The sequence below is a fragment of the Acinetobacter sp. UBA1496 genome, from assembly GCF_002324975.1.
GTDB lineage: Bacteria > Pseudomonadota > Gammaproteobacteria > Pseudomonadales > Moraxellaceae > Acinetobacter > Acinetobacter variabilis.
On record NZ_DCRI01000055.1, the window covers coordinates 53,764 to 78,719 of the forward strand.

The 24,956-nt window shown below is 42.1% G+C and carries 23 protein-coding genes; 17 read left to right on the forward strand and 6 right to left on the reverse strand.

What is annotated here, in order from left to right:
* Positions 1 to 119: 119 nt before the first annotated feature.
* Positions 120 to 1,394, reverse strand: a complete 1,275-nt coding sequence (gene gltA, locus B3143_RS06470; protein WP_004782984.1) for a citrate synthase — start codon at positions 1,392 to 1,394, stop codon at positions 120 to 122.
* 1,002 nt (positions 1,395 to 2,396) lie between these two features.
* On the opposite strand from gltA, the gene sdhC reads away from it, so the two are divergent.
* The 9 genes from sdhC to sucD all read left to right on the forward strand — a co-directional run bounded on the left by sdhC (position 2,397) and on the right by sucD (position 14,427).
* Positions 2,397 to 2,795, forward strand: a complete 399-nt coding sequence (gene sdhC, locus B3143_RS06475) for a succinate dehydrogenase, cytochrome b556 subunit (RefSeq protein WP_034705238.1) — start codon at positions 2,397 to 2,399, stop codon at positions 2,793 to 2,795.
* Positions 2,795 to 3,160 (forward strand): succinate dehydrogenase, hydrophobic membrane anchor protein, encoded by a 366-nt coding sequence (gene sdhD, locus B3143_RS06480; RefSeq protein WP_004782980.1) that lies wholly within the window; start codon positions 2,795 to 2,797, stop codon positions 3,158 to 3,160. The genes sdhC and sdhD overlap by 1 nt, the downstream gene beginning before the upstream one ends.
* Before the next feature lie 12 nt (positions 3,161 to 3,172).
* Positions 3,173 to 5,071 (forward strand): FAD-binding protein, encoded by a 1,899-nt coding sequence (locus B3143_RS06485; RefSeq protein WP_034170520.1) that lies wholly within the window; start codon positions 3,173 to 3,175, stop codon positions 5,069 to 5,071.
* Positions 5,072 to 5,085: 14 nt separating this feature from the next.
* Positions 5,086 to 5,796, forward strand: coding sequence for a succinate dehydrogenase iron-sulfur subunit (locus tag B3143_RS06490; protein ID WP_034170519.1), 711 nt, complete (start codon positions 5,086 to 5,088; stop codon positions 5,794 to 5,796).
* Positions 5,797 to 6,618: 822 nt separating this feature from the next.
* Complete coding sequence (locus B3143_RS06495) at positions 6,619 to 9,441, forward strand: 2-oxoglutarate dehydrogenase E1 component (RefSeq protein ID WP_005234618.1); 2,823 nt, start codon at positions 6,619 to 6,621, stop codon at positions 9,439 to 9,441.
* Between the two features lie 18 nt (positions 9,442 to 9,459).
* Entirely contained in the window at positions 9,460 to 10,680 is a 1,221-nt protein-coding gene (odhB, locus tag B3143_RS06500) for a 2-oxoglutarate dehydrogenase complex dihydrolipoyllysine-residue succinyltransferase (RefSeq protein ID WP_208462616.1), read from the forward strand.
* Between the two features lie 60 nt (positions 10,681 to 10,740).
* The gene (gene lpdA, locus B3143_RS06505; protein ID WP_004782973.1) at positions 10,741 to 12,174 is read left to right on the forward strand and encodes a dihydrolipoyl dehydrogenase; all 1,434 of its coding nucleotides are present in this window, start codon (positions 10,741 to 10,743) and stop codon (positions 12,172 to 12,174) included.
* Positions 12,175 to 12,358: 184 nt separating this feature from the next.
* Complete coding sequence (gene sucC / locus B3143_RS06510) at positions 12,359 to 13,525, forward strand: ADP-forming succinate--CoA ligase subunit beta (RefSeq protein WP_104426439.1); 1,167 nt, start codon at positions 12,359 to 12,361, stop codon at positions 13,523 to 13,525.
* An 11-nt stretch (positions 13,526 to 13,536) separates the two neighbouring features.
* Complete coding sequence (gene sucD, locus B3143_RS06515) at positions 13,537 to 14,427, forward strand: succinate--CoA ligase subunit alpha (RefSeq protein ID WP_005234623.1); 891 nt, start codon at positions 13,537 to 13,539, stop codon at positions 14,425 to 14,427.
* A gap of 101 nt (positions 14,428 to 14,528) precedes the next feature.
* Here sucD and B3143_RS06520 read toward each other — a convergent pair whose 3' ends face one another.
* The 3 genes from B3143_RS06520 to B3143_RS06530 all read right to left on the reverse strand — a co-directional run bounded on the left by B3143_RS06520 (position 14,529) and on the right by B3143_RS06530 (position 17,748).
* Positions 14,529 to 16,247 (reverse strand): flotillin family protein, encoded by a 1,719-nt coding sequence (locus B3143_RS06520; RefSeq protein ID WP_208462617.1) that lies wholly within the window; start codon positions 16,245 to 16,247, stop codon positions 14,529 to 14,531.
* Between the two features lie 51 nt (positions 16,248 to 16,298).
* Entirely contained in the window at positions 16,299 to 16,934 is a 636-nt protein-coding gene (locus B3143_RS06525) for a YqiJ family protein (protein WP_208462618.1), read from the reverse strand.
* Between the two features lie 271 nt (positions 16,935 to 17,205).
* The gene (locus B3143_RS06530; RefSeq protein ID WP_208462619.1) at positions 17,206 to 17,748 is read right to left on the reverse strand and encodes a hypothetical protein; all 543 of its coding nucleotides are present in this window, start codon (positions 17,746 to 17,748) and stop codon (positions 17,206 to 17,208) included.
* 317 nt (positions 17,749 to 18,065) lie between these two features.
* Between B3143_RS06530 and cysD the strand changes: the two genes are divergently transcribed.
* The 6 genes from cysD (at position 18,066) to B3143_RS06560 (ending at position 22,496) form a co-directional block, all read left to right on the forward strand.
* Positions 18,066 to 18,980, forward strand: a complete 915-nt coding sequence (gene cysD, locus B3143_RS06535) for a sulfate adenylyltransferase subunit CysD (RefSeq protein ID WP_034170514.1) — start codon at positions 18,066 to 18,068, stop codon at positions 18,978 to 18,980.
* Between the two features lie 117 nt (positions 18,981 to 19,097).
* Entirely contained in the window at positions 19,098 to 20,711 is a 1,614-nt protein-coding gene (cysN, locus tag B3143_RS06540) for a sulfate adenylyltransferase subunit CysN (protein ID WP_104426435.1), read from the forward strand.
* Positions 20,712 to 20,855: 144 nt separating this feature from the next.
* A complete protein-coding gene (locus tag B3143_RS06545; RefSeq protein ID WP_208462620.1) occupies positions 20,856 to 21,122 on the forward strand; it encodes a hypothetical protein in 267 nt (88 codons plus the stop codon).
* Between the two features lie 255 nt (positions 21,123 to 21,377).
* Positions 21,378 to 21,893, forward strand: coding sequence for a PadR family transcriptional regulator (locus tag B3143_RS06550; protein ID WP_208462414.1), 516 nt, complete (start codon positions 21,378 to 21,380; stop codon positions 21,891 to 21,893).
* 9 nt (positions 21,894 to 21,902) lie between these two features.
* Entirely contained in the window at positions 21,903 to 22,214 is a 312-nt protein-coding gene (locus B3143_RS06555) for a DUF3861 domain-containing protein (protein WP_208462415.1), read from the forward strand.
* A 69-nt stretch (positions 22,215 to 22,283) separates the two neighbouring features.
* On the forward strand, positions 22,284 to 22,496 hold the full coding sequence (locus B3143_RS06560; RefSeq protein ID WP_208462416.1) for a DUF2798 domain-containing protein: 213 nt from the start codon (positions 22,284 to 22,286) through the stop codon (positions 22,494 to 22,496).
* An 18-nt stretch (positions 22,497 to 22,514) separates the two neighbouring features.
* On the opposite strand, the gene B3143_RS06565 is transcribed toward B3143_RS06560, so the two are convergent.
* Both B3143_RS06565 and B3143_RS06570 read right to left on the reverse strand, forming a co-directional pair.
* Positions 22,515 to 22,865: a thioredoxin family protein gene (locus B3143_RS06565; protein WP_208462417.1), complete on the reverse strand. Its 351-nt coding sequence runs from the start codon at positions 22,863 to 22,865 to the stop codon at positions 22,515 to 22,517.
* 24 nt (positions 22,866 to 22,889) lie between these two features.
* Positions 22,890 to 23,150 carry a GNAT family N-acetyltransferase gene (locus B3143_RS06570; protein WP_228301719.1) on the reverse strand — a complete coding sequence of 87 codons (261 nt, stop codon included), beginning with the start codon at positions 23,148 to 23,150 and terminating at the stop codon, positions 22,890 to 22,892.
* 310 nt (positions 23,151 to 23,460) lie between these two features.
* On the opposite strand from B3143_RS06570, the gene B3143_RS06575 reads away from it, so the two are divergent.
* Positions 23,461 to 24,453, forward strand: coding sequence for an NAD(P)H-quinone oxidoreductase (locus tag B3143_RS06575; protein WP_104426430.1), 993 nt, complete (start codon positions 23,461 to 23,463; stop codon positions 24,451 to 24,453).
* A gap of 237 nt (positions 24,454 to 24,690) precedes the next feature.
* A complete protein-coding gene (locus tag B3143_RS06580) occupies positions 24,691 to 24,891 on the forward strand; it encodes a hypothetical protein (RefSeq protein ID WP_004782944.1) in 201 nt (66 codons plus the stop codon).
* Positions 24,892 to 24,956: the final 65 nt, after the last annotated feature.

Here is a 24,956-nt window from a genome sequence, read left to right on the forward strand (position 1 = left end):
TTGAAAATTCTTCAGGTTTACTATTTTAAGTTTTTCACATCTTGGTTGTGTTGGTTTTTGTCAGTCATAAAAAAACCACCCAGAAGGGTGGTTTCTTACGTCTTTCAACGCTAACCGAATTAACGGTTGATGTCGCGTTGAACTTCGCCAGTGTAAAGCTGACGAGGACGACCGATCTTGTAAGGACCGCTGTGCATTTCTAACCAGTGGCTGATCCAACCAACTGTACGAGCAAGCGCGAAGATCACAGTAAACATTTCTGTTGGGATACCAATCGCTTTAAGGATGATACCTGAGTAGAAGTCTACGTTAGGGTAAAGGTTACGTTTGATGAAGTATTCGTCAGAAAGTGCGATGCGTTCAAGTTCCATAGCAAGAGCAAGCTGTGGATCGTTGATGCCAAGAGCACCAAGAACTTCGTCACAAGTTTCTTTCATTACTTTCGCACGTGGATCGAAGTTTTTGTACACACGGTGACCGAAGCCCATGAGTTTAACTTCTTTAGTTTTCACTTTTTCCATGAAGCCAGCAACGTTTTCTACAGTGCCGATTTCATCAAGCATCTTAAGAACAGCTTCGTTCGCACCACCGTGAGCAGGACCCCAAAGTGCAGAGATACCAGCAGCGATACATGCATATGGGTTAGCGCCAGTAGAACCAGCTAAACGTACTGTAGACGTAGAAGCATTTTGTTCGTGGTCAGCGTGAAGTGTGAAGATACGGTCCATTGCTTTCGCAAGAATTGGATCTACTTTGTAGTCACGGTCTGCTGGAGTAGCAAACATCATGTACAGGAAGTTTTCAGCGTAAGTCAAATCGTTACGTGGGTAAACGAATGGTTGACCAACAGTATATTTGTAGCTCCAAGCCGCCAAAGTAGGAATCTTAGCGATTAAACGAATCGCAGTGATTTCACGATGGTTAACATCTTCGATGTCCAGATTGTTATGATAGAACGCAGACAACGCACCAACAACACCAACCATGATTGCCATAGGGTGAGCATCACGGCGGAAACCGTTATAGAAGCGGCTTACTTGATCGTGAACCATAGTGTGGTTACGAACTTTAGCGTCGAATTCTTCTTTTTGCTCAGCTGTTGGAAGCTCGCCATTAAGAAGTAAGTAGCAAGTTTCTAGGTAATCAGCTTTAGTTGCTAACTGGTCAATTGGGTAGCCACGGTGTAAAAGAACACCTTTATTACCATCGATGAAAGTGATTTTAGACTCGCATGCAGCTGTTGCCATAAAACCAGGATCAAAAGTAAAGTGACCTGCAGCCAACACATCCTTAACGTCGATTACATCTGGGCCCAATGTGCCGCTGTAAATTGGTAATTCAATTTCTTTGCCATCAAGCTGTAAAACGGCTTTCTTGCCAGTTGCTTCAGACATTCAATAGATCTCCTGTCCTGGTGAATGTATATCCGAGTTGCCTATCAATCTTTTAATGCACAAAACGGACGGATCAAAAATTTGCTATAAGATTAGTGGCTACTGAAATTTTGTCAATTATACTTATGGATGAAAAATGACATTCTCACAGTGGTTTAGTCATTTATCTTGGTATAAAAAGTTTAATAAAATCACAGTACCAAACCTCTATAATAAGTCAAATTGAACAGAAGGTGCAGAAAAAAATATAGTCTCTGCCGTATTTGTAAGCGTTTTTTCCTAGCAAAAAATAAAGCAGAAATTGAGAAAATATTTTAAGGCTGCAACTTAAAATTATATAAATCTCGTAACTTACATCGATTTCCTTAAGTTTTTACTTCAAACTTGAATTATAAATAAAAGCAATAAATTTTCTTTTTAGCTGTCTTTAGTCGGCTAAAAAATAGCTCGCAAATTTGCTTCACTTTGTTTAATGCAACTTAAACAAAAATAAATAAGTGTTTTTTTGAATCCAAAATGTCTAAAAACATCAAAAAAACTATGATCTACAAAGAGATAAGTAGGTTTTGGTACAAAAATTCCAAATTGAGATACCTCTATATAAATAGTCATTATTTATTTGTGAAATATATCCTTATGATTTTACTTGGGATTAAAGGACTTAGGGGCAGAATTACATTTTTACCGTTCATCTTTAGTCTAAATCTACTTAGTCGAAGCTTGGCTACATAACAGGCTAAATTAATCAGGTTAATTATTAAAAAACAAATATCTAGAATGAAAATATGAAGATAAAGCAAGTAGGGGAGAACTTAAAGTTGTTGTTAATGATTCTTATTTAAAGGTTTTTTATTTAAAAAGCCAAATACAGTTGTTTGTATTTTAATAGTTCACGTTTTATAATTCAGTGTCGTTTTATGTTTAGGCATGTATTTGCCTGATAATGCCAGCTTTCCTTCGAATTAATTCCAACAAACTCCGGATGGAGTTTTTAACTACAGGATGCCCGCTGTGAAAAGCAACAGACCTGTCAATTTGTCCATGGGTCAAGTTTTAGAAGTAAACTTAAAATCACCCGTGGCTATTGCATCAATTCTACACCGTCTTTCAGGTGTCATCGTATTTTTACTCGTACCGGTCCTTTTGTGGCTGTTGGATAAATCATTGTCTTCAGCAGAAGGTTTTGCTGAAGTGCAGGAAATCTTTAACGGTTTCTTTGTTCGCTTTATCGTATGGGTATTTGTAGCCGGCTTAATTTATCATTTGTTCACTGGTATTAAGCACTTACTTGCAGATATCGGCGTTGCAGAAGAACTGCAAAGCGGTCGTACTGCAGCTACTATTTCATTAATCTTGTCTGCAATCGGTATTGTTGCAGCATTTGTATGGATCGTACTCTAATGAAAAGTGCTACTGGTTTAACAGGTTCAGGTTCTCGTGATTGGTTTGTCCAACGCATTAGTGCTGTAGTTCTAGCTGTTTATACCGTTGTGGTGTTTGGTTGGATCCTACTGAATGGTGGCTTCAACTACGAGCAATGGTACGGCTTTATGATGACAGTTCCAATGAAGATTATGTCTTTGTTGGCAGTCTTATCTCTTGTTGCGCATGCATGGATCGGTATGTGGCAGGTATTCACTGACTATGTGACTACTCGTCAAATGGGTCCATCAGCATCAGGTTTACGCCTTGTACTGACTTCAGCAGTGATTATTGCTGTATTTGCATATGCGATCTGGGCAATCCAGATTTTTTGGGCGAATTGATAGGAAACAATCATGGGCGCTATAACCCCTAAAGAAGATTACACAAATATTCCACACGAAACTTTCGATGCAGTTATCGTTGGTGGTGGTGGTTCTGGTATGCGCGCTTCTTACCAACTTGCTCAAGCAGGTTTGAAAGTTGCGGTACTGACTAAAGTATTCCCAACACGTTCTCACACTGTAGCAGCGCAGGGTGGTATCGGTGCATCTCTTGGTAACATGCAAGAAGATAACTGGCATTACCACTTCTACGACACAGTTAAAGGTTCTGACTGGTTAGGTGACCAGGACGCGATCGAGTTCATGACTCGCGAAGCACCGCAAGTGGTATACGAATTAGAACATTTAGGTATGCCATTTGACCGTAACGCAGACGGTACGATTTACCAACGTCCGTTTGGTGGTCACTCTGCAAACTACGGTGAAAAAGCAGTTCCACGTGCATGTGCTGCAGCCGACCGTACAGGTCACGCGCTTCTTCATACGCTTTATCAAAGCAATGTTAAAATGGGTACTCAGTTCTTCGTTGAATGGATCGCGCTTGACCTGATCCGTAACGAAGCAGGTGATGTACTAGGTGTAACAGCAATTGACCAGGAAACTGGTAAAATTGCCGTATTCCAGGCGAAAGCTACATTGTTCGCTACAGGTGGTGCTGGTCGTGTTTACCGTGCATCTACTAATGCTTATATCAACACTGGTGACGGTCTTGGTATGGCAGCTCGTGCAGGCATTCCATTACAAGATATGGAATTCTGGCAATTCCACCCTACAGGTGTTGCGGGCGCAGGCGTACTGTTGACTGAAGGTTGTCGTGGTGAAGGTGCAATCCTTCGTAACAAAGACGGCGAACCGTTCATGGAACGTTATGCACCGACTCTGAAAGACTTGGCTCCTCGTGACTTCGTATCACGTTCTATGGACCAGGAAATCAAAGAAGGTCGTGGTTGTGGTCCTAAAGGCGATTATATCCTTCTTGATATGACTCATTTGGGTGCTGACACCATCATGAAACGTCTGCCATCTGTATTCGAGATTGGCAAGAAATTCGCGAACGTCGACATTACTAAAGAGCCAATTCCTGTAGTACCAACAATCCATTACCAAATGGGTGGTATTCCTACGAATATTCATGGTCAGGTAGTTGTTCCTGAGTCTCCAGAATCTGAACCTCTAGTAACGAACTACGACAAGAATACTGATACCTATTCTACTAACCAAGAAGGTCGCAACTTCACGAAACCAGTGAAAGGCTTCTATGCGATCGGTGAATGTTCATGTGTATCTGTACACGGTGCAAACCGTCTAGGTACAAACTCACTGCTTGACTTGGTTGTATTTGGTAAGGCTGCCGGTCAGCACATCATCGATTATGTGACTAAACACCACGGTGATGAATATGAACCGCTTCCTACAACTGTACTTGAGCAAACTGTTTCACGTATTCGTAAACTTGACGAATCAACTACAGGTGAAAATGCTCAAGAAGTTGCTGATGCGATTCGTGATATCGTTCAAGACCACGCTGGTGTATTCCGTACATCTGCACTTCTTGAAGAAGGTGTGAAACAGATTCTTGCAATTGAACCGCGCGTGCGCAACATTCACTTGAAAGACAAATCTAAAGTATTTAACACAGCACGTATTGAAGCACTTGAAGTTGAAAACTTGTATGAAGTTGCTAAAGCGACTCTAATTTCAGCTGCAGCGCGTAAAGAATGCCGTGGTGCGCATACGGTAGTAGACTTTGAAGAGTCTCCTGACCATCCTGCATACCCATACGGTCGTCGTGATGATGAGTGGATGAAGCACACATTATGGTTCTCTGCGGACAACCGTCTTGAGTATAAGCCAGTGCGTTACCGTCCATTGTCGGTTGATGCGATTCCACCTAAACCACGTACATTCTAATTCGGAGAAGTAAGATGAGTAGAGGTACTCGTACATTTAATATCTACCGCTACGATCCTGATAAGGATGCAGCACCGTACATGCAAACTTTTAAACTGGAATTGACTGACAAGCACCGTATGTTGCTTGATGCACTTCTGGCCTTAAAAGTACAAGACGAATCTTTAACGTTCCGTCGCTCATGTCGTGAAGGTATTTGTGGTTCTGATGGTGTAAACATCAATGGTAAAAACGGTCTTGCATGTCTGTGGAACCTGAATGATTTACCAGAAACAATCACAATCCGTCCACTACCAGGTCTTCCAGTAGTTAAAGACCTTGTAGTTGACATGAACCAGTTCTACGATCAGTACAACAAGATTCATCCGTTCTTGATCAACAACCAGCCTGCACCTCCTAAAGAGCGTCTGCAGTCTCCTGAAGAACGTGAACATCTTGATGGTCTGTATGAATGTATTCTTTGTGCATGTTGTTCAACTTCATGTCCATCATTCTGGTGGAACCCAGACAAGTTCTTGGGTCCTTCAGCATTGTTGAATGCATACCGCTTCATCATTGATTCGCGTGATACAGGTACTCAAGAGCGTCTGGCTCGTCTTGACGATCCGTTCTCTCTGTTCCGTTGTAAAGGTATCATGAACTGTGTATCTGTATGTCCTAAAGGCTTGAACCCTACTAAAGCAATCGGTCACATCCGTAACATGCTTCTAGATATGGCTGGCTAATTTAGACTGCAATCAACAGTTTTTCAAAAAGCACACCACTTGGTGTGCTTTTTGCTTTATAGAGCTCCATAAATGAACAGTGGTAGTGAAAACTGCTGTTATTGGTGCTGTATCTTATATGATCAAATCGGGTGATGAATCATTGCAGAACATTTTGGTCGGATTTATGCACTATTATGATGTTGTTTAAGGTATTTATGATTTTTAGATGTAATTCTGGACTGAAAAAGGTTTTCAATAATGTTATTATATAACGCAAAGTTGTAAAGGGAGTGGATTGGAAGATTTACTCTCTTTTTGTTTATCAAAAAGATGTAGGACTTTAGTCTACGCTGAATGTGTTTTTCATTTAAAGCTCCCTATGTTAGAGTAATTTCTGACGGAAGTATTTGACTAAAAAACATGCGTTTCTCGTCAAAAAAATCAATTGATTAGTCGAGATCGTGATAGCATTTAGCACAAGACTATATTTAAAAAATGTGTGGGCCGGTGTACATTTTTTAAACACGGAAAAAGTAGAGACTGGTATATAAATGTAAGTCAAAGTCGCTTTAGAAAAAATATAGTTTAAATCTTTGTTTTTTCTAAGTCGATTTGCAAAAAATTGCTCGGTCACGATCGGGTATTTAATGAGTGATGATGCCGCTGAGGGGCGTTATTGTTCATTAAACATATCAAGAATTTTCTTGGTGTGGTGATAACGCCTCATGGCTTATGCCTTATGGGGGACTAATGTTGAATTATCAATTTGACATTACTAATCCTGGGTTTTGCTTAAAAAGCATCCTGAAAATGTTTTTGCAATAGGAAATGGGTCCACAAATGCAAGAAGTTGCTGACGCTCTGCGTCTTGACACTGAACTTTCCGCTGATAGTGCAGCGTATATTGAAGAACTTTATGAGCAGTACCTCACTGCTCCAGACTCAGTGGGTGCTGACTGGAGAGCGTACTTCGATAAATTCCCAAAAGGTGATCAACCACACAGCAATGTACGTGAGCAATTCCTACTTTTAGGTCGCAATTCAAGCCGTATTCAGCCTGTTATCCAATCGACAGTAAGTTCAGAGCATGAACGTCGTCAAATTGGCGTTTTACAGCTGATTGCTGCGTACCGTAACCGTGGCCACCAAAAAGCAAAACTGGATCCATTAGGTCTGGCTAAACGCGAAGTTGTGCCAGATCTTGATCTTTCTGCGCACGGTTTAACTCAGTCTGATCTGGACACTATATTCAATACCGGTAACCTTGCGATTGGTAAGGAAGCAGCGACTTTGGGCGAAATGGTTCAAGCGATGGAAGCGACTTACTGTAGCTCTATCGGTGCTGAATACATGCATATCGTGGATACCAAAGAAAAACGCTGGATCCAGCAACGTCTTGAAAGCGCACGTGGTCAATATGGCCTGAGTGCTGATCAGAAAAAACATGTTCTTGAACGTTTAACTGCGGCTGAAGGTCTGGAAAAATACCTCGGTAATAAATTCGTGGGTGCAAAACGTTTTGGTGTTGAAGGTGGTGAGTCTTTCATTCCTATGGTGAATGAATTGATCCAGCGTGCCGGTTCTGTAGGCTGTAAAGAAGTCGTAATCGGTATGCCACATCGTGGTCGTCTGAACCTTTTGGTTAACATCATGGGTAAAAACCCGGCTGACCTGTTCGGTGAGTTCGAAGGCAAATCACTACACAAGAAAGGTTCTGGTGACGTTAAGTATCACCAAGGTTTCTCTTCTAACGTGATGACTCCAGGTGGTGAAGTTCACTTGGCATTGGCGTTTAACCCATCTCACCTTGAAATCGTTGGACCTGTAGTTGAAGGTTCTGTACGTGCACGTCAAGTCCGTCGTAAAGACATTGGCGGCGATGACGTGTTACCAGTGATTGTTCACGGTGATGCTGCATTTGCAGGTCAGGGCGTAAACCAAGAAACCTTCCAAATGTCACAGACTCGTGGTTACACAGTAGGTGGTACAGTTCATATCGTAGTGAACAACCAAGTTGGTTTTACCACATCTGATCCACGTGATGCACGTTCTACAGAATATTGTACTGACATCGCGAAAATGATCCAGGCACCGATCTTCCATGTGAATGGTGATGATCCGGAAGCTGTATTATTTGTAGCTCAGCTTGCACATGACTTCCGTCATACTTTCCGTAAAGACGTCGTGATCGATATGTTCTGTTACCGTCGTCGTGGTCATAACGAAGCGGACGAACCAGCTGCAACTCAGCCAATGATGTACCAAGTGATCAACAAAAAAGCGACCACTCGTACGCTTTATGCCGACAAACTGGTTCAAGAAGGTGTACTTGATCGCGCAACTGCAGATCAAATGGTTGAACAATACCGTTCTGATCTTGAAGCCGGTAAACATGTAGCCAATGCACTGGTTCTAGAGCCGAACAAGAAAATGTTCGTAGACTGGACACCGTACCTGGGCCATGAATACACAGACGAGTGGGATACTACATGTGATCTAGAACGTCTTAAAGAGCTTGGTCGCAAAATGCGTGAGCTTCCAGAAGGCTTCGTGATGCAGCGTCAGGTATCTAAAGTGATTGACGACCGTCTGAAAATGCAAACTGGTGAAATGCCGCTGAACTGGGGTGCTGCTGAAACTCTAGCCTATGCATCACTGCTAGATGATGGTTATCTGGTTCGTTTAACTGGTGAAGACGTGGGTCGTGGTACATTCTCACACCGTCATGCAAAACTGCATAACCAGGTAGATGGCTCAACTTATATTCCACTTTGCCACATCAAAGAGAACCAACCGCGCGTTGCGATCTATGACTCTTTATTGTCTGAAATGGCAGTACTGGCATTTGAATATGGTTATGCGACGACTCTTCCTAAGAGCCTGATCATCTGGGAAGCTCAGTTCGGTGACTTTGCAAACTGTGCGCAGGTGGTGATTGACCAGTTCATCTCATCTGGTGAAACCAAATGGGAACGTGTATGTGGTCTGACTATGCTTCTGCCACACGGTTTCGAAGGCCAAGGCCCTGAGCACTCATCTGCACGTCTGGAACGTTTCTTGCAACTATGTGCTGAAGATAACATGCAAGTGATGACTCCAACTACACCTGCACAGATCTTCCACGCGTTACGTCGTCAGGCAATCCGCCCGATCCGTAAGCCAATGATCATCATGTCACCTAAATCATTGCTTCGTCATAAATTAGCGGTGTCTAATCTGGAAGAACTGGCTAACGGTACATTCCAGACTGTGATCGACGAAGTAGATAACATCAACAAAGCAGACGTAACCCGTCTGGTATTGTGTGGTGGTAAGGTTTACTACGATCTGGTTGAAAAACGTCGTGAAAAAGAATTGAACAACACTGCAATTGTACGTATTGAACAATTGTATCCGTACCCAGAAGCACGTCTTGCAGAAGTTCTTGCTCAGTATCCAAACGTTAAAGAACTGGTTTGGGCACAAGAAGAACCGAAAAACCAAGGTGCTTGGTTGTTCATCGCGCCTCGTTTATATGACGATGTGATGAAAGCGGGCAAACAAATCCGTATTAGTTACGCAGGCCGTGAAGCTTCAGCTGCACCGGCGTGTGGTTCACCATACTTGCATGCAAAACAACAAGCTCAGCTCGTTAACGACGCTCTAGCGATCGATGCTGAATAATCCAGGAGATTCTAAATAATGGCAACCGAAATTAAAGCACCGGTATTTCCAGAGTCAGTTGCGGATGGTACGATCGCAACTTGGCACAAACAACCAGGTGAAGCAGTATCACGTGATGAAGTGATCTGTGATATTGAAACTGATAAAGTTGTTTTAGAAGTTGTTGCTCCTGCAGACGGTACAATTGCATCAATCGTTAAAAATGAAGGCGATACAGTGCTTTCTGCTGAAGTGATTGCACAGTTTGAAGAAGGTGCTGTATCTGGCGCAACTCAAACTCAAGCAGTTCAATCTGAAACTGAAGCATCAGTAGAGCAAGCTGCTGCAAAAACTGAAGCGGGTAATGCACCGATCGTTGAGCGTCAACAGGTTCAAGACCAGGCTCCAGCAGTACGTAAAGCATTGACTGAATCTGGTATCAATGCTGCTGACGTATCTGGTACAGGTCGTGGCGGTCGCATCACTAAAGAAGATGTTGCGAACCATCAGTCTAAACCTGCAGTGCCTGCTGCTGCACCGTTAAGCGTTGCGGTTGGTGAACGTATTGAAAAACGCGTTCCAATGACTCGTCTGCGTAAACGTGTTGCTGAACGTCTGCTTGCTGCAACTCAAGAAACAGCAATGTTGACTACGTTCAACGAAGTTAACATGAAACCAATCATGGAAATGCGTAACCAGTACAAAGAAGCGTTTGAAAAACGTCATGGTGCGCGTCTAGGCTTCATGTCATTCTTCGTTAAAGCTGCGACTGAAGCACTGAAACGCTATCCAGCAGTGAATGCATCGATCGATGGCGACGACATTGTTTACCATGGTTACTATGACATTGGTGTAGCGGTTTCTTCTGACCGTGGTCTAGTGGTTCCTGTTCTTCGTGATACAGACCGCATGAACTATGCTGAAGTTGAAAACGGCATCCGTGCATACGCTGGGAAAGCGCGTGAAGGTAAACTTGCGATTGAAGACATGACTGGTGGTACTTTCACAATTACCAACGGTGGTACTTTCGGTTCATTACTTTCAACTCCAATCTTGAACACTCCACAAACTGCGATCTTGGGTATGCATAAAATCCAGGAACGTCCTATGGCAGTGAATGGTCAGGTTGAAATCTTGCCAATGATGTACCTAGCGCTTTCTTATGACCACCGTCTCATTGATGGTAAAGAAGCTGTAGGTTTCCTTGTAACAATCAAAGAATTGTTAGAAGAACCAGCTCGTCTGATCCTTGATCTTTAATTTTAAAGAATAAATCCATGGGCTTAGGGTGATCCTCTAGGCCCATTTTTGGAGAGAATAATGTCTCAACAATTCGATTTAGTTGTAATTGGTGGTGGCCCAGGTGGCTACGAAGCTGCAATTCGTGCTGCACAGCTTGGTTTTAAAGTTGCATGTATCGAAAAACGTATTCATAAAGGTAAACCTTCTTTAGGCGGTACTTGCTTAAACGTCGGTTGTATTCCTTCTAAAGCACTTCTAGATTCTTCTCACCGTTATGAAGATACTGTTAAGCATTTAGATGACCACGGTATTACAACGGGTGAAGTTGCTTTCGATTTGTCTAAAATGCTAGCGCGTAAAGACAAAGTCGTTGAGCAATTGACTGGTGGCGTTGCACAGTTACTTAAAGGTAATGGCATCGAATGGTTACAGGGTACTGGTAAATTACTTGCTGGTAAAAAAGTTGAGTTCGTACCGCATGAAGGCGAAACTCAGGTTTTAGAGCCTAAATATGTCATTCTTGCATCTGGTTCTGTACCAGTAAATATTCCTGTTGCTCCTGTAGATCAAGACCTGATCGTGGACTCAACTGGTGCGCTTGAATTCCCAGAAGTGCCTAAACGTCTTGGTGTGATCGGTGCTGGTGTAATCGGTCTTGAACTTGGTTCAGTATGGCGTCGTCTCGGTGCGGAAGTTGTTGTATTTGAAGCAATGGACGCATTCTTGCCAATGGCTGACAAAGCATTAGCAAAAGACTACCAAAAATTACTGACCAAACAAGGTCTTGATATCCGTATCGGTGCGAAAGTTTCTGGTACTGAAGTTAATGGTCGTGAAGTGACTGTTAAATACAGCCAAGGCGGCGAAGACAAAGAACAGACTTTCGATAAGCTGATCGTTTGTGTGGGTCGTCGTGCTTATGCTGAAGGCCTATTGGCTGAAGATTCAGGTATCAAACTGACTGAGCGTGGTCTGGTTGAAGTAAACGACTGGTGTGCAACTTCTGTTGAAGGCGTATACGCAATCGGTGACTTAGTACGTGGTCCAATGCTTGCACATAAAGCAATGGAAGAAGGCGTAATGGCTGTTGAACGTATCCACGGTCATGCTGCTCAAGTGAACTATGACACTATCATTTCTGTCATCTACACTCATCCGGAAGCGGCTTGGGTAGGTTTAACAGAAGAGCAAGCCAAAGAAAAAGGTCATGAAGTGAAAACTGGTCAATTCGGTTTTGCTGTAAATGGTCGTGCTTTGGCGGCTGGTGAAGGTGCAGGTTTCGTGAAGTTTGTTGCTGATGCAAAAACTGACCGTCTACTAGGTATGCACGTGATTGGACCTGCTGCGTCTGATATCGTTCACCAAGGTATGATTGCACTTGAGTTTGTATCTTCAGTTGAAGATCTACAGTTGATGACGTTTGGTCACCCAACATTCTCTGAAGTCGTACATGAAGCTGCTCTTGCAGTCGATGGTCGTGCGATTCACGCGATCCAACGTAAGCGTAAGTAATTCTTCAAAGAGCGGCTCCGGCTGCTCTTTTTACATTTGATGGTTGTTTTTGAATGAATAATCATCTAAAAATAAAGATAAGTAAAATTTAAGATCCAAAAATACCAATATTGATTGATGTGAACCAAGAAATATTGGGAATACGTGTAATAACAAAGTCAAATAAGTAGTAAAAGGTTAATCAATGAATTTACATGAGTATCAAGCAAAAGCGTTATTAAAAAAATATGGGATGCCTGTACAAGAAGGTATTCTTGCTACCAATGCTGAAGAAACAGTACATGCTTTTGAGCAGCTTGGTGGGAAGTTTGCAGTATTAAAAGCGCAGGTTCACGCAGGTGGTCGTGGCAAAGCGGGTGGGGTAAAAGTGGTAAAGTCGGCTGAAGAAGCAGCTGAATATGCCAATCAGATTATTGGTTCACGTTTAGTGACCTATCAAACCGATGCAAATGGTCAGCCAGTCAATAGTATTTTGGTGTCTGAAGATGTTTATCCGGTTGAACGTGAACTTTATTTAGGTGCGGTGGTTGACCGTTCTAGCCGTCGTATTACTTTTATGGCATCTACTGAAGGTGGTGTCGAAATTGAAAAAGTTGCAGAAGAAAATCCTGAAAAAATCATTAAAGTGGAAGTTGATCCTTTAGTAGGGTTATTGCCATTTCAGGCGCGTGAAGTGGCGTTTGCACTTAAGTTAAAAGATAACCAGATCAACCAATTTGTCAAAGTCATGACAGCTGCTTACCAAGCTTTTGTCGAAAATGATTTTGCTTTATTTGAAATTAACCCGCTCTCTGTACGTGAAAATGGTGATATTCTTTGTGTCGATGCCAAAGTCGGCATTGATTCGAATGCACTGTATCGCCTGCCTGAAGTCGCAGTTTTACGTGATAAATCACAAGAAAATGAGCGTGAGCTGAAAGCGTCTGAATTTGATTTGAACTATGTAGCGTTAGAAGGCAATATCGGTTGTATGGTCAATGGTGCCGGTCTTGCGATGGCAACCATGGACATTATCAAGCTTTATGGTGGTCAGCCAGCTAACTTCCTGGATGTGGGTGGTGGTGCAACCAAAGAGCGTGTAATTGAAGCATTTAAAATTATCTTGGCAGATTCTTCTGTACAAGGTGTCTTGATTAATATTTTTGGTGGAATTGTACGTTGTGACATGATTGCTGAAGCAATTATTGCAGCGGTTCAGGAGGTAAATGTCACTGTGCCTGTCGTTGTTCGTCTTGAAGGGAACAATGCAGAGCTTGGTGCCAAGTTACTGGATGAATCTGGTTTGAAATTGATTTCTGCAAATGGCCTGGCCGATGCTGCAGAAAAAATTGTTGCTGCAGTAAAAGCTTAAGGAGTATCACAATGAGCGTATTAATTAATAAAGACACCAAAGTTTTAGTCCAAGGCTTTACAGGCAAGAACGGTACATTCCACTCTGAACAGGCTATTGCCTACGGCACTAAAGTTGTTGGTGGAGTAACACCGGGTAAAGGTGGTCAATCACATCTGGATCTGCCAGTATTTAATACTATGCGTGAAGCGGTGCAAGAAACTCAAGCTGATGCTTCTGTAATTTATGTGCCTGCACCTTTTGTACTTGATTCTATTGTAGAAGCTGTTGACTCAGGTATTGAGCTGATCGTTGTGATTACTGAAGGTGTACCAACACTGGATATGCTGAAAGCCAAACGTTATTTGGAAACCAATGGTAATGGCACGCGTCTGATTGGTCCAAACTGTCCGGGTATCATTACGCCAGGCGAGTGTAAGATCGGGATTATGCCGGGTCATATTCACCAGCCAGGTAAGATCGGCATTATCTCACGTTCAGGTACTTTAACTTATGAAGCGGTTGCACAAACCACTAAATTAGGTCTTGGACAGTCTACATGTATCGGGATCGGTGGTGATCCGATTCCAGGCATGAACCAGATTGATTGCTTGAAACTGTTCCAGGAAGATCCACAAACTGAAGCCATTATCATGATTGGTGAAATTGGCGGTACTGCTGAGGAAGAAGCAGCTGAGTATATTCAGTCACATGTGACCAAGCCAGTGGTAGGTTATATCGCCGGTGTCACAGCGCCGAAAGGTAAGCGTATGGGTCACGCAGGTGCCATCATTTCCGGCGGTAAAGGAACTGCTGAAGAGAAGTTTGCAGCCTTTGAACGCGCGGGAATGGCGTATACACGTAGTCCTGCTGAGCTGGGTTCAACCATGCTTCAGGTCTTGAAAGAAAAAGGTTTAGCTTAATTTATTAAGCTGATAAAAAGCCCTCACTCTTGAGGGCTTTTTTATAATTGCTGTAAAAGAAAATTAAAGTCTAACTAAATGATAATTCGAAAATTGAGTATTTAGCTATCTACACCAGCTTTAGCTTTCAGGCTTTGGGTCAGCCCATTGATGTCACCGCCCTGAATGCCTAATTCATTCATCAGACTATCAATCAAAGGTGCCTGGCTACGATAACGCAAAGCACTATTCACCACCTGATCGGAGAGGGCAACATTGCTGCCTTCATGATGGGCATCTGCCTGACAAGAACCCGCATGTGTGCCATGTAAACCATTGACTTGCAAAATCTTGATGTCATCAATGTTTTCCATAGGCTTAACACTTTCACGAATGATTTCAGGCAGGTATTTCAGCATGGCTAGGCGGATTTGCATTTCCACCTGTTCAGATGACAGTACATTATTTGCTTCATTCACTGCACGGGTACCTTCAGCATCGACCTGATACTGTTTCTCCATCGCTTGAGCAAGTAAGACTTTGGCATCCGCTTCACCTTTGGCTTTCAGGCGAACTTTTTCAGCTTCGGCTTCAGCGGCTATACGAACCGCTTCTGCATCATCAGCTGCTGCCTGCTTGCCAGCTTCAGCTGCAACGGTAATGGCAATCGCATCTTTCTCAGCCTGTTCTTTGGCTGCCACCAGTTCAACCGCTTTTTGACGTTCTGCTTGCTGGATCTGACGGACAGTGACGACTTCTTCTTCCGCTTTAACCGCTTGAGCACGTGCCTGATCAGCTAAAGCTTTGGCTTCAGATTCAGCACGAGATTTTTCTGCAATCGCAATCGCACGATCCTGTTCAGCCAGTTCAATCGTTTTCTTCTGTTCAACTTGGGCTTTTTGAATGAGCTGTGCTTTCTGAATGTTTTCATTTTCAACATCACGAGCTGCCAGAATGCGTTTCAGTTCTACTTCACGTTCAGCAGCAATACGAGCTTCTTCCGCTTCACGTTTTTTTGCAGCTTCCTGAGCTGCAATTTCAGCTAACTGTTCAGCGCGGCGAATCGAAATTTCACGTTCCTGTTGCAGTTTGGCATATTCTTCTTCACGGATAATTTGTAGACGTGCTTGCTCGGCTTCCAGATTTTTGGCTTTAATGGCCAGATCTGTATCCTGTTCAATATGATTACGCTTACGGCGACGATCTTCAATCGTTTCAGTGAGTTTGGTCAAACCTTCAGCATCGAAAGCATTTTGCGGATTAAAGTATTTAAAGCCAGTTTGATCTAAGCCAGTTAAAGAAACAGTTTCAAGCTCCAGACCATTTTTGTGCAGATCTTCAGATACCACTTGCTGTACTTTTTGTACGAAGTCGACCCGTTTTTCATGTAGTTCTTCCATGGCCATTTCAGCAGCTACCGCACGTAAAGAGTCGACAAATTTGCCTTCCACAAGATTTTTCAATTCATTTGGCGACATGGTTTTTTGACCAAGAGTTTGTGCTGCAGTTGCAATCGAATCGGCAGTTGGCTTAACGCGTACGTAAAATTCAGCCATTACATCGACACGCATGCGATCACGGGTAATCAGCGCCTGATCATCGGCACGGCGGACTTCCAGACGTAGGGTATTCATATTCACTGGAATGATTTCATGTAGCACCGGAAGTACCAAAGCTCCACCGCCTAAAATCACTTTTTCACCACCCCAACCGGTACGTACAAAGGAAATCTCTTTACTGGAACGACGGTATAAACGTGCAATGATTAATCCGAAGGTGACTAGGCCAACGAATATAATCCCCGCAATAATCAAAACATTATATAAATCAAAATTTAGCATTGTTCTAAAGTCTCTTTGGGCAAGCTTGATTTTTATAGGAAATTGGTTTAATTAAAGTTCAATAGCCTGAAAGCCATTTTTAGTTTTTTGAGTCAGAACAACTGTCTGACCTTGATTAAATATTTCATTGAGTTCAGGTTCGACCAGCACATAATGGGTCTTACCATGCTGATCCTGAACTTTGGCCTGCGCAGGGGAGTTAGCTTTGGCATCTCCCAGAATAATGGTAGCGGTTCGTCCGATCAGTTCATCGCTATAGATCGCGATGGTTTCATCCTGAGGCAGAATTTTGGCAGCAAGCACGGACAGCCCACGTACAATCGGCATGCATAAAAATAAACAGGCAGGGGAAATAATCCATGCATTTAAAAGCTGGCTGGTAAATCGTTCGAACAGGCCTTGGATTAATAATCCGCTCAGACCATAACTGGTCAGGAAAATAATGAGCCAGATAAAGAGAGGCAGGCGACCCAGATAAAGCCAGTCGAATACTTTATTGAGCAGGCCAGCATGCTGATCAACACCTACTTCCGAGTGAAGCGGTTCTTCAGGCAGGAATTGTTCGAACATATTTTGGGAGCCGCCTCCCAGCATCAGCAAGACACATTCCAAGGCAGCAAACATCAGCATCAGACTTAAACTAATACTAAATACAATGTTGGAAGGATGAGTGAACAGTTCCCACATGAGTTTCTGTCTCTAATTATGGTTTTATAAAAATTTTATGACCCTGTTAAAGATAACAGTTATTAATAAAATTGTAAGCAAAAAAACAACAAAATTCCCTATTGCGATAGCTTGATAAAATCTAAAAATTAAAAATATGTGATGGGCTTTTCTTTGATGCTAACAAATGTCGACTATTTTATAGGTAGGCGAATCTGAGGTTTTATCTAAAGAGTAGAAAAGCAATTGATGTACGCCTGCTTTTCTATCCCTATATAGATGTATAAAAAAACTAAAGGATGGCGGTCTGGATACGAACTTTCATTTCTAGGGCTTGTTGCAGGATATAGCTCTTCATCCATTGCACCTGTTCGCCCATTGGATTGGTTTTTACTGCAGTCTCCAGAAATTTAAGTTCAGGCTGATTAAATAGTTGTTCGTCGAGAGCCTGTTCCAATACCTGAGTATTTGCAGACAAAGGTAAGGTCACCAAGAAGAATGCTTTAGGATAGTTATAGAAAGCATAAAGCAGGTTAAAAGCCTTTTGATCGCCTCTCAGATTGCCGGCACCTATTTCGTAACCTGCCTGCTGGTTGCTATAAGTTATACCGAGCAGGTATTCCCATTGACCATTCAGCTTACGCAGGCCAAACTGCACGCCAATCTGATCCGTTGTCAGTTCATGCTGGATATAAATATTTAATGGACTGCCATCTTCAGTATAGGGTTCCTGAAGAACCAAAATATGTTGCTGGTGCTTGTAAATAAAACCGGCAAGTTTTGCCTGTTCCAGACGGGATTTTAAAGTATCTAAATCAAATTCGTTATAAGGCATACATAGTTTATAAATTGGAAGAACTAATCCTACTCTAATTTTTTTTCACCACGATGTGAACTGTCCGTTTAGATGATTAATATATCATTTCATTACTAAAAGTAATCTTCCAGAGTGCTTTGACTAAACAATCAATTGTCTTTATTTAGCTAAGCTATCAGATTCATAAAAACTGATAGTTGATATTAGTGAATTTTTATATGACGTTTTAATATATGAATATCATAAAACAAGCAATCGTTATGAGAAGTTAATCACTATAATGAATATAAATTTTATAAAGTGTAATAAGTACACGTGTAATACGCAGGTTGTCCATGTCATTAAATGAGGAAAGACTTACTCATCTTAAACAGCTTGAAGCTGAGAGTATTCACATCATTCGCGAAGTTGCTGCCGAGTTTGAAAATCCGGTTATGCTTTATTCAATCGGTAAAGATTCAGCAGTCATGCTGCATTTAGCACTGAAAGCGTTTTATCCTGCAAAACTTCCATTCCCGCTACTTCATGTAGATACCGGCTGGAAATTCAAAGACATGATCAAGTTCCGTGACAACATGGCCAAAGAACATGGCTTTGATCTGATCGTGCATCAGAACAAAGAAGGTCGTGATGCGGGCGTAAACCCATTTGACTATGGTAGCTCTAAATATACTGACATTATGAAAACCCAAGGCTTGAAACAGGCTTTGGATAAATATCAGTTTGATGCTGCTTTCGGTGGTGCACGTCGTGACGAAGAAAAATCACGTGCCAAAGAACGTGTTTATTCATTCCGTGACTCTAAACACCGTTGGGATCCGAAAAACCAGCGCCCAGAACTTTGGAACCTTTACAATGGTAAAGTGAACAAAGGCGAAAGTATTCGCGTATTCCCATTGTCTAACTGGACTGAGCTGGACATCTGGCAATATATCTATCTTGAAAATATCAAACTTGTTCCATTGTACTTAGCTGCTGAACGTCCAGTCGTTGAGCGTAATGGTACGCTGATTATGGTTGATGATGAGCGTATGCGCCTGAATCCAGGCGAAGTGCCACAAATGAAATCGGTTCGTTTCCGTACTTTAGGTTGTTACCCTCTGACTGGTGCAGTTGAATCAACTGCAACAACTTTACCGGAAATTATCCAGGAAATGCTTTTAGCGACCACATCTGAACGTCAAGGCCGTATGATCGACCATGATGAAGCAGGTTCGATGGAAAAGAAAAAGCAGGAAGGTTACTTCTAAGAGAAATCTCCCCCGGCCCCTCTTTTCCAAAGAGGGGAGAAAAAGTCTCCCTTAACAAAGGGAGATTTAGAGGGATTAAAAGAAACCGATTTCAACGTATTTGTGGAGCTATGAGCGATGTCTCACCAATCAGAACTTATTAGCCAAGACATTTTGGCTTATTTGAAACAGCACGAAAATAAAGACTTATTGCGTTTCCTGACCTGCGGTAACGTGGATGATGGTAAATCAACCCTGATCGGTCGTCTGCTTTATGATTCAAAACTGATTTATGAAGATCAGCTGCAAGCGGTTACCCGTGACTCTAAAAAAGTCGGTACGACTGGCGATGCACCTGACCTTGCACTTCTTGTAGATGGTCTGCAAGCTGAACGTGAGCAGGGTATTACAATCGATGTGGCTTACCGTTATTTCTCTACTGAAAAACGTAAGTTCATCATTGCCGACACCCCGGGACACGAGCAATATACCCGTAATATGGCGACAGGTGCGTCGACTGCGGATCTTGCCATCATCCTAATCGATGCGCGTTACGGTGTTCAGACTCAAACACGTCGTCACTCATTCATTGCGAGCCTGTTAGGTATTCGTAATATCGTGGTTGCAGTGAACAAGATGGACCTAGTTGAATTCTCTGAAGCACGCTTCAATGAAATTCAGGCTGAGTACAACAAGTTCGTGGATCAGTTGGGCGATCGTAAACCTGAAAATATTATTTTCACACCGATTTCTGCGTTGAACGGTGATAACGTGGTAAACAAATCACCAAATACGCCGTGGTACCAAGGTCAAACCTTAATGGAGACGTTGGAAACTGTAGAAATTACGCGTAATACCAGCAAAGATGAATTCCGTTTCCCAGTTCAGTATGTAAACCGTCCTAACCTCGACTTCCGTGGTTTCTGCGGTACCATCGCACTGGGTGAAGTGAAAGTTGGTGATGAAATTGTTGCGCTGCCATCTGGCAAGAAATCGACAGTAAAAGAAATCGTCACTTTTGATGGTAATCTGGATCATGCTGTAGCTGGTCAAGCTGTTACTTTAACACTGAACGATGAGATTGATATTTCACGTGGTAACGTGTTGGTAAAAGCGGGTGAACAACCACTGATTTCACGTTCTGCTCGCGCGTCTGTAGTGTGGATGAACGATCAGCCGCTTGTCGTTGGCAAACTTTATAATGTGAAGTTTGGTACTCAAACTATCCCTGCGAAAGTTGCGAAAATTAACTACCGTACCAATGTCAACACATTGGAAAAACTACAAGTAGAGCAGCTTGATCTGAATGCGATTGCTGATGTCACTATCGAATTTGATGCGCCAGTGGTATTTGACCGTTATCAAGACAGCCGTTACACAGGTTCATTCATCTTCATCGACCGTCTAAGCAACGTGACGGTTGGTGCGGGTATGGTTGAAGCTGCAGTGGAATGGACTGCACATAACGAGCCTGTTACTGCTGAAGCACGTGCTGCACGTTTAGGTCAAAAACCTGCTGCAGTCACTGTCACTGCTAAAGCGCTAGAAAATGCTCAAGCACTTGAAAGCCTGTTGATTCAACAAGGTGTGGTTGCAATTGCGAAAGCAGGTCTGACTGCTGAACAGGTTGCGCTTGTTCGTGAAACTGGTGTAGTAGTGATTACTGACCTTACAGAAGGTACAGATGTGACTTACACAGCCGATGCAGTTGAAGAACTGGCTGAGAAAATTGTGGAATTGGTTCGTCTATAAGGCTGGACTGATTTAAGAAAAACCCGCTGTAAGGCGGGTTTTTTATTGTCTGAATTTTGATTGTTTGAAAATCATTCGAATAATAAAAATGTGATCTTTCAATTTATTCGCTGCTTTATACAATGCTCTCAGATGGGGGAATGTATGAAAAAATTATTATTACTAATTGGACTATGTGTAGCTTTTGGAGTAGAAGCCAAGCAGGGCAGCCAAAGTGCGGAAGCAATTAAACAGAAGATTATTAAGGAATCTATTGAGAGCTATCCGGGCAATTGTCCATGTCCTTATAATACTGCACGTAATGGCAGTCGTTGCGGTAAACGGAGTGCTTATAATCGTGCTGGAGGTTATGCGCCACTTTGCTATCCGGAAGATGTTAGTGATCGGATGGTGCGAGAATATAAAAGTTAAAATTTAAGTTGAGGCACTAAGATTATAAATCATCTATTTTTATACATTTAGATAAGACAGTAACTATACAAAAGGTTCCTAGTTAAAGTGTTGTAATCTCAACTGAGAAAATGGCTTTATAAGGAAGGATGTTTTTCACAAGTATTTCGTGCCTACTTTTCTTCTTAAATTTAACTTTTATTGCTTTACTTGAAATAAATTCAATATTATCTATGATAAGATATATCTTAATTAAATTTAAGATATATCTTTGTTATGTCTAAAACACCTCATTTTGTCTTAACAGAAGAACGAGAAAGTCCCGCAAAACCTCGTAAACGCCTCTTTGAAGCAGGTGAAATGAAACTGCTCGTGCTGCATTTTATTGCTCAAGCGCCTAAGTACAGCTATGACATTATCAAAGATGTTGCTGCTTTGGTTGGGGGGGACTATAAACCGAGTACAGGCACGATCTGCCCGACGATTAACTATCTTGAAGAACAGCAATATACCCAAGTAGTTATGAGTGCTGATGAGCGTAAGCAGTATCACATTACAGACAAAGGCCGTGAGCATCTTGAATATAGTCGGGAAACCCTAGAAAAAGTGCTTAGCCGTTTTGAAACCCGTCGCCGTATTCAAGAAGATGAACGCTATATCGATATCCATAATTCAATGGAAAACCTGAAAGCTTCATTACGATTCAAACTGCAAAATGAACTTCGTCCAGAGCAGCTCAGTGATATTGCTGCCCAGATTGAACAGGCTGCAATTAATATCCGTCAACTGTAGGAGCAGGACATGAAACAACATCAATATGAAGTGACTGTTAAACATCTGGCTGATGCTCAAGGTAATCCATCAACCTATACTGAGGAGCTACAGTTTCAGATGGGTAATCACGATGACATCTTTAAAATACTGGAAAAACTTCAAGCCAGTCAGTTGCTCGATTCGGAAAGCACCAAGGCATTTACTGTTGGTTTAAAACTGTTTAGTGAAGTCATGCTGGAAAATAAAGATTTGCCACTCTTCAAGGAATTCATGCCGCAATTTGCCCAGTTTATGAAATCCCTGAAACAGACAGTTAAAGTGCAAAGTGAAGGAAAGTAAGTAAGTATTCTAAAGGTCATTTATGAAAAAAATCTCCCAAAATTTCACCCAAAACATCTGAACTGGTTAATGCCCTTGATTCTTTCCGGCATTATGAGTGGCGCGATTTCCTGTTTTAACATGCTGCTGAATAAAGGCTGGAGCAATGCGTTTATCTCGCTATGGTTACATGCTTGGGGACTGTCATGGCTGGTGGCATTTCCACTGATTCTACTTGTCTTGCCGCTGGTACGTAAATTCCTGATACAGTTTGTGCAGATGCCAGATCAATCTGCTAAATAAAAGATTGAGCCGCTTGAATCAGTCGGAATCGGATGATTCATTTAGAACTTGAAATAAAATAGATTTCATTTCAGTTAGGCTTTTCACACCAGCAATACGGTAAATAATCTGTCCATTTTTAAAGATAAGAGTAGAAGGCAGGCCATAGACGTTATAGCGTAAGGTCAGAATCGGTGATTGATCAACATTGATCTTACCGAACTTAATTTCTGGCTTTTGCCCAGCATAATGCACTGCCAGTTTCTCAAAAACTGGAAAATTCTGTACACAGGGCTTGCACCAGTCAGCATAGAACCGGATCACAGCAAGGCCTTCAAACCATTCGAAGTCACTGTGATTATCTTCATTGTAGGTGATGACTGCTGACATGAATTTGCTCTCATCATTTCAAAATTAAGATTTAAACCAGCTCATAGTGAGTTCAGCCTGACCGGTATTCTCATCGATTCCTTGATTGATCATCTTAAAACCCTGCTTTTGGTAAAAATGAACTGCTGATGTATTTGCAGCATAGACATTTAAATGCAGCTGATTACATTGCTGTTTTAAGAAATTAACTAAACAGCGGCCATAGCCAGCACCTTGTTGCTCTGGATCAATGAAAAGCGCAGCTAAGACATTTTCCGATTTTAATAACGAAACAAAGCCAAGCACCGTATGATTTTCTTTAAGGACATAGTTTTCTGCTAAGGGTTAAATATACATCTCGCATTGGAAGCAGCTGATTTTCCCAATAACTAGTAGGAATAAAATCATGCGCCTTTAAAGAAGCCTGGAACCAGATTTCAAGAATAGCGTCGATATCCTCGGTTTTCGCTTTTGTAATTATTGTCATCAGTGGTCTTATATCAATTTACTAAATAGGCAGCTGATTATACATAAGTCCATGCTGCTTCAATCCATAGCATTTCTATGTTCAAATAAGTTCGAAAAATACGAAACGTAAAGATTAGGGAAAGAATCCATGACGCAACACAGCATGCAACAAGTCATCATTACAGAACCGGGTGATGTAGAGAAACTCGCTTATGAAACCGTTGCCATCCCTGAACCTAAAGCAGACGAAGTGCTAGTCAAGGTACATGCTTTCGGGATTAACCGTCCGGATATCTTGCAGCGTCAGGGCTTGTATCCAATGCCTAAGGGAGTGACTCCGGTACCGGGTCTGGAAGTTGCCGGTGAAGTGGTTGCAGTCGGGAGTAAAGTAAGCCAGTTTAAAGTAGGTGACAAAGTCTGCGGTCTGACCAATGGCGGTGGTTATGCAGAATATAGCGTCGTGCCTGAAAGCCAGACTTTAAACATTCCTGAAGGTGTGAGTTTTGTACAGGCTGCGGCGATTCCGGAAACCTTTTTCACTGTTTGGGCAAATGTGTTCCAGATGGGTAAGGCTAAGGCAGGAGAGACTGTACTGATTCATGGCGGAACTAGCGGAATCGGAACCACGGCCTTAATGCTGTGCAAATCTCTAGGCATCAAAACCTTCGCGACAGCAGGCAGTGATGAAAAAATTCAGGCGATTTCACATCTGACCACAGGAATCAATTACAAGACCCAAGACTTTGAGCAGGTCATCAATGAAGCTACGGATAATGCCGGTGTAGATGTGATTCTGGATATGGTGGGTGCGCCGTACCTAGAGAAAAATCTGAATCTGCTGCGTCGTGATGGTCGTCTGGTGTATATTGCATTCCTGGGCGGCGCTAAAGCTAAGGATGTAAAATTGGGTCAAATCATGATGAAACGTTTGACCATTACTGGTTCTACCATGCGTGCACGCAATACGGCTGAGAAAGCTGAAATTGCCCAAGGCCTGAAAGAGCATGTGACACCACTCTGGGCAAAAGGCGAATGTTTACCGATGATTTATAAAACCTTCAAGTTTGACCAGATTCAGGATGCGCATGCAACGATGGATACGGGTGAACATATTGGTAAGATTGTGGTGGAAATCATCTAATTATTCTTGTGATAGAAATACTAAAAGCCAACTTTTGTTGGCTTTTATTTTGCATAAAAAACGATAACTAATTTAAATTAATTGCTTGAAATAGGGATATAAATTTTAAAAAACGGTAAAAAGTGTCGATTGTTCGACACAACCTGTCAAAACCGAGGAGTAAATTAGCGCTTAAATATAATCTGACTAAATTGTTTGGTATTAGATGAAATGTCACGTATTAAAAGGAAGTATATTATGAAGATAGTGTCGACCCCTTATACGCATGAACATGGCTTTCGTGCATTGAAGCGTTTGCATAAAGCGATTATCCGTAATCAGTTACTTCGTTCCGACTTACACAAGCTGTATCAAGCCATGTTGCATCTGGAACGCTATATGGAACGGCTGAGCCACTCAGCACCGAAACCACACTACAAACGTCGTAAAAAATCTTAAATACCCCTTGCCTATTAGCCTTAAGTTGAAGTGAATAACTCTAATCTCCTTTTTATTTGGCTGTA

What these genes read in the sequence shown, in the direction of transcription:
- gltA (WP_004782984.1), bottom strand. Translation starts at nt 1,394, where the DNA reads ATGTCTGAAGCAACTGGCAAGAAAGCCGTTTTACAGCTTGATGGCAAA.
- sdhC (WP_034705238.1), top strand. Translation starts at nt 2,397, where the DNA reads ATGCCCGCTGTGAAAAGCAACAGACCTGTCAATTTGTCCATGGGTCAA.
- sdhD (WP_004782980.1), top strand. Translation starts at nt 2,795, where the DNA reads ATGAAAAGTGCTACTGGTTTAACAGGTTCAGGTTCTCGTGATTGGTTT.
- B3143_RS06485 (WP_034170520.1), top strand. Translation starts at nt 3,173, where the DNA reads ATGGGCGCTATAACCCCTAAAGAAGATTACACAAATATTCCACACGAA.
- B3143_RS06490 (WP_034170519.1), top strand. Translation starts at nt 5,086, where the DNA reads ATGAGTAGAGGTACTCGTACATTTAATATCTACCGCTACGATCCTGAT.
- B3143_RS06495 (WP_005234618.1), top strand. Translation starts at nt 6,619, where the DNA reads ATGCAAGAAGTTGCTGACGCTCTGCGTCTTGACACTGAACTTTCCGCT.
- odhB (WP_208462616.1), top strand. Translation starts at nt 9,460, where the DNA reads ATGGCAACCGAAATTAAAGCACCGGTATTTCCAGAGTCAGTTGCGGAT.
- lpdA (WP_004782973.1), top strand. Translation starts at nt 10,741, where the DNA reads ATGTCTCAACAATTCGATTTAGTTGTAATTGGTGGTGGCCCAGGTGGC.
- sucC (WP_104426439.1), top strand. Translation starts at nt 12,359, where the DNA reads ATGAATTTACATGAGTATCAAGCAAAAGCGTTATTAAAAAAATATGGG.
- sucD (WP_005234623.1), top strand. Translation starts at nt 13,537, where the DNA reads ATGAGCGTATTAATTAATAAAGACACCAAAGTTTTAGTCCAAGGCTTT.
- B3143_RS06520 (WP_208462617.1), bottom strand. Translation starts at nt 16,247, where the DNA reads ATGCTAAATTTTGATTTATATAATGTTTTGATTATTGCGGGGATTATA.
- B3143_RS06525 (WP_208462618.1), bottom strand. Translation starts at nt 16,934, where the DNA reads ATGTGGGAACTGTTCACTCATCCTTCCAACATTGTATTTAGTATTAGT.
- B3143_RS06530 (WP_208462619.1), bottom strand. Translation starts at nt 17,748, where the DNA reads ATGCCTTATAACGAATTTGATTTAGATACTTTAAAATCCCGTCTGGAA.
- cysD (WP_034170514.1), top strand. Translation starts at nt 18,066, where the DNA reads ATGTCATTAAATGAGGAAAGACTTACTCATCTTAAACAGCTTGAAGCT.
- cysN (WP_104426435.1), top strand. Translation starts at nt 19,098, where the DNA reads ATGTCTCACCAATCAGAACTTATTAGCCAAGACATTTTGGCTTATTTG.
- B3143_RS06545 (WP_208462620.1), top strand. Translation starts at nt 20,856, where the DNA reads ATGAAAAAATTATTATTACTAATTGGACTATGTGTAGCTTTTGGAGTA.
- B3143_RS06550 (WP_208462414.1), top strand. Translation starts at nt 21,378, where the DNA reads ATGTCTAAAACACCTCATTTTGTCTTAACAGAAGAACGAGAAAGTCCC.
- B3143_RS06555 (WP_208462415.1), top strand. Translation starts at nt 21,903, where the DNA reads ATGAAACAACATCAATATGAAGTGACTGTTAAACATCTGGCTGATGCT.
- B3143_RS06560 (WP_208462416.1), top strand. Translation starts at nt 22,284, where the DNA reads ATGCCCTTGATTCTTTCCGGCATTATGAGTGGCGCGATTTCCTGTTTT.
- B3143_RS06565 (WP_208462417.1), bottom strand. Translation starts at nt 22,865, where the DNA reads ATGTCAGCAGTCATCACCTACAATGAAGATAATCACAGTGACTTCGAA.
- B3143_RS06575 (WP_104426430.1), top strand. Translation starts at nt 23,461, where the DNA reads ATGACGCAACACAGCATGCAACAAGTCATCATTACAGAACCGGGTGAT.
- B3143_RS06580 (WP_004782944.1), top strand. Translation starts at nt 24,691, where the DNA reads ATGAAGATAGTGTCGACCCCTTATACGCATGAACATGGCTTTCGTGCA.